At 68.3% G+C, this 9804-nt stretch carries 8 protein-coding genes and 1 pseudogene; 5 read left to right on the top strand and 4 right to left on the bottom strand.

Translation table 11 applies throughout. The features are described 5' to 3' along the window. Nucleotides 1-324: 324 nt before the first annotated feature. The 4 genes and pseudogenes from C1A33_RS13760 to C1A33_RS13745 form a co-directional block, all read right to left on the bottom strand. Nucleotides 325-1287 (bottom strand): LLM class F420-dependent oxidoreductase, encoded by a 963-nt coding sequence (locus C1A33_RS13760; RefSeq protein ID WP_101831914.1) that lies wholly within the window; start codon nt 1285-1287, stop codon nt 325-327. A 196-nt stretch (nt 1288-1483) separates the two neighbouring features. Continuing rightward, complete coding sequence (locus C1A33_RS34165) at nt 1484-1672, bottom strand: hypothetical protein (RefSeq protein ID WP_133150665.1); 189 nt, start codon at nt 1670-1672, stop codon at nt 1484-1486. Between the two features lie 499 nt (nt 1673-2171). Further along, nucleotides 2172-2318: pseudogene (locus tag C1A33_RS13750) on the bottom strand (IS6 family transposase); the annotation flags it as partial. Between the two features lie 118 nt (nt 2319-2436). After that, on the bottom strand, nt 2437-3342 hold the full coding sequence (locus C1A33_RS13745) for a TauD/TfdA dioxygenase family protein (RefSeq protein WP_101831913.1): 906 nt from the start codon (nt 3340-3342) through the stop codon (nt 2437-2439). A gap of 1011 nt (nt 3343-4353) precedes the next feature. Here C1A33_RS13745 and C1A33_RS13740 point away from each other — a divergent pair. The 5 genes from C1A33_RS13740 to C1A33_RS36575 all read left to right on the top strand — a co-directional run bounded on the left by C1A33_RS13740 (nt 4354) and on the right by C1A33_RS36575 (nt 9662). Beyond that, nucleotides 4354-5406: an ABC transporter substrate-binding protein gene (locus C1A33_RS13740; RefSeq protein ID WP_101831912.1), complete on the top strand. Its 1053-nt coding sequence runs from the start codon at nt 4354-4356 to the stop codon at nt 5404-5406. Nucleotides 5407-5447: 41 nt separating this feature from the next. Continuing rightward, entirely contained in the window at nt 5448-6425 is a 978-nt protein-coding gene (locus tag C1A33_RS13735; protein WP_101831911.1) for an ABC transporter ATP-binding protein, read from the top strand. Between the two features lie 22 nt (nt 6426-6447). Further along, nucleotides 6448-7263 (top strand): ABC transporter permease, encoded by an 816-nt coding sequence (locus C1A33_RS13730; RefSeq protein WP_243407521.1) that lies wholly within the window; start codon nt 6448-6450, stop codon nt 7261-7263. A gap of 139 nt (nt 7264-7402) precedes the next feature. Further along, nucleotides 7403-8758 (top strand): LLM class flavin-dependent oxidoreductase, encoded by a 1356-nt coding sequence (locus tag C1A33_RS13725; RefSeq protein WP_101831909.1) that lies wholly within the window; start codon nt 7403-7405, stop codon nt 8756-8758. 106 nt (nt 8759-8864) lie between these two features. Beyond that, nucleotides 8865-9662, top strand: coding sequence for a metallophosphoesterase family protein (locus C1A33_RS36575; RefSeq protein ID WP_243407520.1), 798 nt, complete (start codon nt 8865-8867; stop codon nt 9660-9662). The last annotated feature ends 142 nt before the right edge of the window (nt 9663-9804 follow it).

Raw genomic sequence — 9804 nt, 5'->3', positions numbered from 1 at the left:
GATTTCAGGGCCAGCAACCAAGATCAATCGGTTCGGATGCTGGTACACATGGTCCACCACGTTGCGTAGTTAGCATCTGACCTGGTCAAATAGGTTTTATCTATCAATCGGCATGATTGCCGGTGTCTGCAGATGCAGGTCAGCAGGCACGGAGGCCCGGTTCGTACAATGCAGGGGCTTCCGAATGGACTCGTTCGGCGGTGACTGTCGGTCCTTGATGTCTTCGGGGTCCGAGGCTCGGTGCCAACAATGCCGGGGCTCCTCGCCGATCACCCTTGGTGGTGGCTGCCGGTCTGTCCAGACAGTGCGACAGAGTCGTTGTGCCTACAGTCTCACGGCCGCTCGGGCCGTTCGGGCCAGTTCTCCGACGAGTCGCCAGGTACGCAGCCGGTCCTCGTCGGTGCGGAAGGCGGCGGGGGAGATGCGTACGTCGGTGGCTCCGGCGTCCAGGTATTGTTGGATCCCGGCGGCGATGGTGTCCTCGTCACCGATCAGGGCGACGTCGGCGGGGTGGACCGCGCCCTCCCGGTCCAGCACGGCGCGGTAGGAGGGGACGTTGCCGTAGGGGGCGAGGGCCCGTTCCGCGTGGGCGCGGGTTTCCGCGATATCGGCGGTGACGGCGGCGGGGACACCGACCGCGATGGTGGGGTCGGGACGACCGGCGGCGCGTGCCGCCTCGACGATGGTGGGGACGATCGACTCGGCGAGGGTGCGCGGTCCTGCCAGGTAGGGCAGCGTTCCGTCGGCCAGTTCGCCCGCGGCGCGCAGGGCCTGGGGTCCCATGGCCGCGACGAGCAGCGGGATCGCAGGGGTGATGCCGGTCCGCGGACCCGTGGGCGACGTCGTGGGTAGGCGGGCGGTGACGGTCGGGCCCTGGACGTCGGCGGCACCGGTCTCGAACACCGAGCGCAGGATGCGGAGATAGTCGCGCAGGTGGCGGATGGGCCGCTCGAACGGGACGCCGAAGGCGTCCTCGACTGCGGCCTGGGTTCCCAGGCCGATGCCGAGGTGGAAACGGCCGTCGATGGCGATCTGCGCAGTCCTGGCCTGGGCGGCGGTCACGACGGGATGGCGCGGGTACATCGGTACTGCCGCGGTGCCGATCCCGATGCCGGGGACCTCCCGTCCGACGAGGGCGGACACGGTGATCGCGTCGATGTCGAGGCCCTGGGAGAACCAGATGGTGTCGACGCCGGCATCCGCCGCCTCATGGGCGCGTCCCAGGATGACACGCAACGTGTCGCCGATGGGGGTTGCTCCTGTGTGCAGCGAGATCCCGATGCCCATGAAAAACCGACTCCTTCGATGACGCGTCGCGAATCCGAACATCATTCCGGACGCTCGAGGACGCTCCACTATTCCTGGCCTTCCCGGGATCGAGAAGGCGTTAACTGACGTCCTCCGCGGAAAGACCGACCGCTGCCCGACGTGTCCGATGTCCGCGTGGGGCGGCGCTCGCCGGAACTCCTCTCGCTGGAACCCCTCAGACAGCCGCCGCGGGCTTTCGGACGTTGAGGGCAAGGATCGCGACCAGGTTCACCGCCGCGAGGAAGGCCGCCACCACGATGAAGGCGGTGGCGATGCCATGGGCCATGGCCTGATGCGCCTGAGCCGCTGGAGCCACCCCGGCCGTGGAGTTGCGGAGCGACGTGCTGTAGACCGTCGTCAGCACGGCGACTCCCAACGAGAGACCGAGCTGCTGGAAGCATTGCAGGAGCCCGGATGCCGAGCCGGTGTCCCGCGGCGGCAGACCCGCAAGAATGAGCAGTCGGTGGACAGTTCGGGTGCGACGTGGCTGTAGGCGCTGAGGGTCAGGCTGATCTGCGAGTGGCCCATGATCTCCATGACGACGGCGGATGAACGCCCTGGGCGAGGAGCAGGCTCGCCATGGTGTGGCGCGCGTCGTGGAGACGGGCGGACCGGACGTCCGCCGCTTTCAGGAGGTTCTTCCACGCCCGGTGATCGGCGTTGGGGCCGAGGGGGTGGCCGGTGGGCTGCGTGAAGACGAGCCCGTTGCCGGCCGCCTCTGCCTCCTGCTGCTGGGCCGTGCGGTGCGTGCGCAGGTCGGCCGCCAGGCCAGGCGGGAGGACGATGGTTCGCCGGCCCGCCCGGGACTTCGGGTGGACGATGACGAGTCCGCCGCCGGTACGTCGCGGGCATCGACGAGGAAGGCCGCAGGGCGAGCAGGTCGTCGACGTCCCGGTACGACAGGGCGAACCGCAGGTACCACCGAACCGCCAGGACGATCACCTCCGGCGGGAACCGGAACCCCGCGACTCCGATGTCGGGACCGGTGGGCAGGCACGACGTCGACGCATCACTCGATCATGACCGGCCGGCGGTCGCGGGACAGCGGACTCCGCCGATGCAACAGAGCGGTCAGGACGCCGTCCGGCCAGTCGGCTGCGGGGCCCGCCGGCCCCGCAGCCGAGCGGGCTAAGCCGCGATCGGGGTGTAGTGCGCGGCGTCATCCCCTTCGATGGCGTAGCTGTTCCGGCCGTCCAGTCCGGTGGGCACTCCGCCGGCGACCGTGACCCGGTGCAGCAGCCGCGGGAGGTCGCCGTAGTCGTCCACGGCGTAGTGCTGGGTGATCCGGTTGTCGAAGAAGGCGAGGTCGCCGGGTGCCCACGTCCACCGGACGGTGTTCTCCGGCCGAGTGACGTAGGTCTGCAGCAGGCGGAGCAGATCGCGTGACTCGGTGTTCGACAGGCCGACTATCCGCTGTGCGAAGCCGCCTATGAACAGGGCTCGCTCACCCGTCTCGGGATGGACCCGGACCACGGGATGCGCGGTCCGGTACTTCCGGGAGACGAAGACCTCGCGAAAAGCCTTCGTCTGCGCCGTCTGGGCCGGTGGGATCGCGTAGTCGTAGTCGTTCGTGTGCTCGGCCCAGAGCCCGTCAGCCAGGTCGCGCAGGGGGTCCGGGAGATCACGGTAGGCCGTCGCCGTGTTGGCGATGAGGGTGTCGCCGCCGAACGGGGGGACGGTGATGCTGCGCAGCGTACTGGCGGACGGCGGGCTCACCACGAAGGTCACGTCGGTGTGCCAGTTGTTGGCGCGGCCCTCGGTCGAGTCCACGCGCAGCACGTTCGGGCTGCCCTCCAGGGAGGGGACGGTAGGGTGCGCCCTGGTGAGTTCGCCGAAGCGGGCGGCGAATCGCTGCTGCCCCTCGTCGTCGAGTTCCTGGCCCCGGAAGAACAGCGCCTTGTGTTCAAGCAGTGCCTTCCGGACGGCGGCAACGGTCTCGCCGTCGAGGTCGATGCGCAGGTCGAGGCCTGCCACCTCGGCGCCGATCCGTCCGGTTACCTTGCGTACGCGCAGATCCGTACTGATGACTGCCATGGTTGGCTCCTTGGCTCACTTGGGGTCGCTTGGCGGGATCAGTGGAGGGGATGAGGGCTGGCCAGCTCGGCCGCATGCCGTCGATGCCGTCCGATCCCTCACCGGTGCGAGGACCCGGACCGGCACTGGGTGACGTCGAGACGGCCGCGATCCGATGCTGAGGTGCGGCTGTCGCGAACGGGCCTGCCGCCATTGCGTGGCTACCGCCGGCTGAAGACCGGAAGTGACGGGAGCAGGCCGCGACGCGGTGCCACGGCTGACCCGGACAGACCTGGCCCGGGCATCAGGCGGATGGCGGGAGATCAAACGCTGCCCGGAACTGTCAGGGTCACCACGCCGCTATCCCTGTCGCGACGTCATGGTTACGCCTGTTGACGCGGAGGTCAACAATTGGCACTCACACGAAAATAATTCCCCACTTCAGCGTAGTGGAACCAATACCCTGAGTGAGATACCAGGAATACACGCCCGAAGCTGGCGACAACCCTTGACAGACGCCTTCTTCACCAAGATAGTGAGCAACGTGATCGGGGCGGAACTGTCTACTCGGCGGCCCGTGGACCATGTCCACGTCGCCAGCGCTTTGTGTTGCCGCTGAAGCTGTGCCTGCGTCGGCGGTCCGTCGCGAGCAGGTAACGGCATCGGAGTACGGCCCTCCACGGCCGAAGGTTCCGGGGGTCGTTCCCTGACGCGCCGCAGCCTGCCGCCGCAATCGTAGAGAAAAACTTCGTCCGGCACGCTTCCCGGAAATTTCCGGCGACGCCACCGGAATCTTTATCGCGGGATCCCGTGACTGCGCGGTCGACCCTGGCCGGTCGCGCCTCCACGCACCACTCCCCACACTCATTCTCACCTCCTGCGGAATCGGGTTTCTGCGGCTTTTTCACCAGGCTTCCGCATGCCCACCGGGGCAGGCATGGGAAGGGATTCTTCCGCCTCCTGGCGTGAGAATCCACCACCAGGCTGAACGCTCATCTCCAAAAATCTGAACATCCTAGAGGACATACCACGATGCATCGCAGGATCCGACAGAAGTCGAAGCTGCTCACAACCACGGCCACCCTTGCTGTGGCGGCCCTCCTGGCCTCCGCCTGCGGCAACGACAGCAGTGGCAGCAGCGGCGGTTCGAAGGACGAGCGGACGACCCTGCGGTACCAGGGCAGCGTCGGCCAGGTCACGTTGCCCGAGCTGGCCGCCGATCTCGGTTACCTCGGCCCGGTCAAACTCGAGTGGATCGGCAACACCATCAGCGGCCCGCAGGACATCCAGGCGGCCACCACCGGCGACACCGACTTCGGCGGGGCCTTCAACGGCGCAATCATCAAGCTCATCTCCGCAGGCGCGCCGATCAAGTCGGTCATCAGCTACTACGGGGTCGACAAGGACCAGTACAGCGGCTATTACGTACTCGAGGACAGTCCCATCAGGTCGGCCCGGGACCTGATCGGCAAAAAAGTCGGCATGAACACGCTCGGCGCGCACCTCGAGGCCGTCCTGGACGCCTACCTGAAGAAAGAGGGCCTCAGCTCGGGCGACATCGACAAGGTCGTGCCGACCGTGGTTCCACCGGTCAACACCGAGCAGGCGCTGCGCGCCGGGCAGATCGAGGTGGGCGCTCTCGGCGGCATCCTCCGGGACAAGGCACTCGAACGCGGTGGCATCCGCCCGCTCTTCTCCGACTACGACCTCTACGGCACGTTCGCGGCCGGAAGCTACGTGCTGCGGACGGACTTCATCAAGAAGAACCCGACGACCGTCACGCACTTCGTCGAAGGTGTCGCGCGGGCCCTCGAGTGGGCGAAGAGCCATTCGCGTGACGAGGTCGTCGCCCGGTTCACGCAGATCATCGACAAGCGGAACCGCAAGGAGGACAAGACCGCGATCAAGTTCTGGAAGAGCTACGGCGTCCCGGACAAGGGTGGGCTCATCACGGACGAGAACTTCACTCGTTGGATCGACTTCCTGCGCGATGACGGCCAGCTCAAGAAGGATGTCAAGCCGGCCGACCTGTATACGAACGAGTTCAACCCGTTCCGGCCCGGCGGGCCCGACGCCGGTAGATGAGCGGCGCCACACGCCCGGCGTCCAGAGCGAGGATACCGATCATGAGCACCATCAAGTTCGACCGTGTGACCAAGCGGTTCGCAGTACGCGCCGACTCCAGATCGCGCGGCACGAAGGCCGCTTTCACCGCACTGTCCGAGGTCGACCTCACCATTCGCAGCGGGGAGTTCCTCGTCCTGGTCGGCCCGAGCGGATGTGGCAAGTCGACGCTGCTCGACCTGGTCGGCGGGCTGTCCAGGCCGAGTAGCGGCCAGGTCCTGGTGGACGGCGTTCCGGTCACCGGGCCCGGCCTGGACCGAGGAATCGTGTTCCAGCAGTACGCCCTGCTGCCGTGGCGCACCGCGCTCGGGAACATCGAGTTCGGCCTGGAGGCGAAGCGGGTCCCGCGCTCCGAGCGAAGGGCGCGGGCCCGGGAGTACCTGGATCTCGTCGGGCTCACCGGGTTCGAGCGCCACTACCCGCACGAGCTGTCCGGCGGGATGAAGCAGCGGGTCGCGATCGCCCGCAGCCTGGCATATGACCCCGCCGTCCTGCTGATGGACGAACCGTTCGCCGCGCTGGACGCCCAGACGCGGGAGGCGCTGCAGGACGAGCTGCTGCGCATCTGGGCGAAGACCCGCAAGACCGTCCTGTTCATCACGCACTCCATCGAAGAGGCGATCTACCTGGGGCAGCGGGTGGCCATCATGACATCACGGCCGGGTCGGATCAAGGCAATCGTGGACACTCCGCCCGTCGAGGAACTGGGCGGCGATCCGCGGTCGGCCCCCGAGTTCGTGCGTCACCGGCACCTGGTGTGGGAGCTGCTCCACGACGAGGTCGCCAGGGCGCAGGAGGCGGAACGCCGGGGAACGGAACCGCGCGAGCGGGAGGCAACGCCGCAGGATCCCGTCCCGGCTGTGGCCGGCCACGATGTCGCCGCTGGGGGGAGTGACTTCCCGGAGGCCGGAGCGGGTGCGCTGTCCGGGGGGAACGTGTCGTTCAGGAAGAAGGTGAGCAGCGTTGGCAGTCATCGATGATGCGCGTGACCTGGCCGTGGATGTGGGCGACGACCGGATCCAGTCGCGTGGCGCCCGGGCCTGGGCAGCGCCGCTGCGCGTCGCCGGCACCATCTTCCGTCGCACCGTCGCGATCGCGGTGCTGCTGGTCGCCTGGGAGGTCCTTCCGCGTGCCGGCGTCGTCGACCGGGTGTTCCTGCCGCCGTTCTCGGAAGTGATCGACAAATGGTGGGAGATGCTCCGCGACGGCGACATCCTGGCGCACACGGAAGCCAGCATGAAACGTACCGGATCCGGTTTCGCCCTTGCCGTGGTGATAGCTCTCCCGCTGGGCCTGGTCATCGGCTGGTTCCCGCTCGCGGCCGAGATCCTCAGCCCGCTGCTGGAGCTTTTCCGCAACACCGCCCCGCTGGCCCTGCTCCCGGTGTTCATCCTGATTCTCGGCCTGGGCGAGTCCTCCAAGATCGGTATCGTCACCTACGCCTGCGTCTGGCCGATCCTCCTGAACACGATCAGCGGCGTCCGGAACGTCGACCCGCTTCTGATCAAGTCCGCCAGGTCGATGGGACTGTCGTCGCCACGGCTGTTCCAGAAGGTGATCCTTCCTGCCGCGGTACCCACGGTGTTCACCGGTATCCGGCTGGCCGGGGCCTTCGCGATCGTCGTCCTCATCGCTGCCGAGCTGGTGGGCGCGAAGGCCGGACTGGGCTACCTGATCAATTATGCGCAGTCCAACTTCGCCATCCAGGAGATGTACGCCGGGATCATCACTATCTCGATGATCGGCGTGGGGATCAACCAGCTGCTGCTGGCCGTCGAGCGGCGGTTCTCGCGCTGGCGCGCCACACCCGGCTCGTGACCGCCCGCGCCGGCGCTACCGGCCTGCGACAGCTGACCGGCCTGCGACAGCTGACCGGCGTGCGCCCGGCTGGCCGGTCCCGCCCGGCCGAGACACCGACCCCGCCCGGCCGACCGAGCCACTGAGAATCGAGAGAAGAATGAGCGCCCAGCCTCGCCAGATACACCTCAACGCGTTCCTGATGCACGTCGGCCACCACGAGGCAGCCTGGCGGCACCCGGCGACCAATCCGGAGAACGACAGCGTCGACCATTACGTCGGCCTCGCGCAACTTGCTGAGCGGGGGAAACTCGACTCGATTTTCCTGGCGGACGGACTCGCCCTGTGGAACAACGTCAGGTACAACTTCAGCGGCCGTTTCGAGCCACTGACGCTCCTGTCCGCCCTCGCCATGGCGACCAGCCGCATCGGGCTGATCGCCACCGTGTCCACGACGTATAACGAGCCGTTCCACGTGGCCCGGAAGTTCGCCTCCGTGGACCACCTCAGCCGTGGCCGGGCCGGTTGGAACATCGTGACCTCCTCCCAGGAGGGCGAGGCGCGCAACTTCAGCCAGGAGAAACATCTCGACCACCACAGCCGCTACCAGCGGGCCGCGGAGTTCCTGGACGTGACGCGCGCGCTGTGGGACAGCTGGCAGGACGACGCGCTGGTATACGATCGGAATTCGGGTGTCTATGCCGAGACGGACCTGATCCGACCGGTCAACCACACCGGACAGCACTTCTCCGTCGCCGGGCCGCTGAACGTCCCCCGCAGCCCACAGGGCCATCCGCTGCTTGTGCAGGCCGGCTCGTCGGAGGACGGCCGGGAGTTCGCCGCGCGGTACGCGGAGGCGGTCTTCACGGCGCAGCAGACGCTGGCCGACGGCCAGGCGTTCTACGCCGACGTGAAGAACCGGGCCGGCCACCATGGCCGCTCGCCCGAGGAGATCAAGATCCTGCCCGGGATCGCCCCGATCCTGGGCGGCACCGAGGCGGAGGCGAAGCGGCGCGAAGCCGAGCTGAACGACCTGATCGTGCCCGAGTACGGACTCAGCCAGCTGTCGAAGATGGTCGGAATCGACCTGTTCGACCACCCGCTGGACGGCCCGCTGCCGGCAGATCTCCCGACGGTCGACGACATCAACGGCAATAAGAGCCGCTTCTCCCTGGTCATCGAGTTGGCCCGCCGGGAGCGCCTCACCATCCGCCAGCTGCTGACCCGGTTGGCTGCCGGTCGCGGCCACCGGGTCTTCACCGGCACCCCGGAACAGGTCGCCGACCAGCTCGAACTCTGGTTCACCAGCGGAGCGGCGGACGGCTTCAACGTGATGCCGCCCTATCTGCCCGGGGCACTGACCGACTTCGTCGACCAGGTGGTCCCGATCCTGCAGCAGCGGGGGCTGTTCCGGACGGAGTACGAGGGCAGGACGCTGCGCGAACACTACGGGCTGGCCCGGCCGTCCGCCCGGCCCGTTGCCGGCACCGCTGTCCGGGCCGGCGTCCCGCGGTGACCGGCGGGCCGCAGTGACCGGCGGGGCAGCGATCCGCGGGGCGGTGACCGGTGGGGCAGCGACCGGTGCTGCGGTGACCGGCGGGGCGCGGCGTCGACCGCGGTCGGTGGCAGTCCCCGCCGAGTGCGACGTCCTGGTACTCGGGGGCGGTCCGGCGGGGACCTGGGCGGCGCTGGGAGCGGCGAGTTCCGGCGCACGTGTCACGCTCGTGGACAAGGGTTACTGCGGGACCAGCGGCTCGACTGCGGCCGCCGGAAACAACCTCTGGCTCCTGCCACCGGACGGGCCGGCCCGGACGGAAGCCGTCGCCGCCCGGGAGGTCGCCGGCGGTCATCTCACGGACCGGCGGTGGATGTCCCGTGCCCTGGACCGGACGTGGGACGCCGTCGGGCAGCTGGCCGACGCCTGCGGAAGCGTGGTGGACGTCGCCGGACTGCGGGTGGCGTTCCTCGGGCTGATCGAGCTCTCGGGCCGGATGGACCTGGACGAGCGTGCCTACGCGCGGCTGATGCGCCTCGAACCGGGTGGCGTGGACGTCCTCATCACCCACGACGGCCCGTACGGGATGTCACGTGACCTGCGAGGAGGCGTGCAGGGCTCGGCGAAGCTGACCCGGCTCCTCGAACACCTGCAGCCACGCCTGCACGTCAGCGGTCACTACCACCACCTCAATGGCCCCCGCGTCTACGGCCGCACCACCTCCTACGCGCTCGCCCAGCTGGTCCGTCCCAAGGTCACCCGCTGGGAGCCGGAGACGACCAATCCCGAGCAGCGGGTGACGGCCGGCAGCGTCGGCCTGTTGGACACCGGGATCGGCGACTTCACCTACCTCGACGACGACTGGCTCGCCGAGGTGCGCGGCGACGCGCTCGACCTCACCGCACTGGTCGCCGCCGCCTGCTGACATCCCTCGTTCCGGTCAGGAGGGTGCCGCGATGGTGATCAGAGCGTCCGTCAGCCGCTGGAGGTGGGCGGCGGTGGACTGCACCGCCGGCGAGATCGAGCGTGTGCGGCGGCTGCTCGACGATGTCCTGGGGATCGGCGGC

Origin of the sequence: Frankia canadensis (genome assembly GCF_900197875.1) — a bacterium.
Lineage (GTDB): Bacteria > Actinomycetota > Actinomycetes > Frankiales > Frankiaceae > Frankia > Frankia canadensis.
Note: the sequence above shows the minus strand (reverse complement) of the source record. Positions and strands in the feature narration are given on the sequence as shown.

What these genes read in the sequence shown, in the direction of transcription:
- C1A33_RS13760 (WP_101831914.1), bottom strand. Translation starts at nt 1,287, where the DNA reads ATGGGCATCGGGATCTCGCTGCACACAGGAGCAACCCCCATCGGCGAC.
- C1A33_RS13745 (WP_101831913.1), bottom strand. Translation starts at nt 3,342, where the DNA reads ATGGCAGTCATCAGTACGGATCTGCGCGTACGCAAGGTAACCGGACGG.
- C1A33_RS13740 (WP_101831912.1), top strand. Translation starts at nt 4,354, where the DNA reads ATGCATCGCAGGATCCGACAGAAGTCGAAGCTGCTCACAACCACGGCC.
- C1A33_RS13735 (WP_101831911.1), top strand. Translation starts at nt 5,448, where the DNA reads ATGAGCACCATCAAGTTCGACCGTGTGACCAAGCGGTTCGCAGTACGC.
- C1A33_RS13725 (WP_101831909.1), top strand. Translation starts at nt 7,403, where the DNA reads ATGAGCGCCCAGCCTCGCCAGATACACCTCAACGCGTTCCTGATGCAC.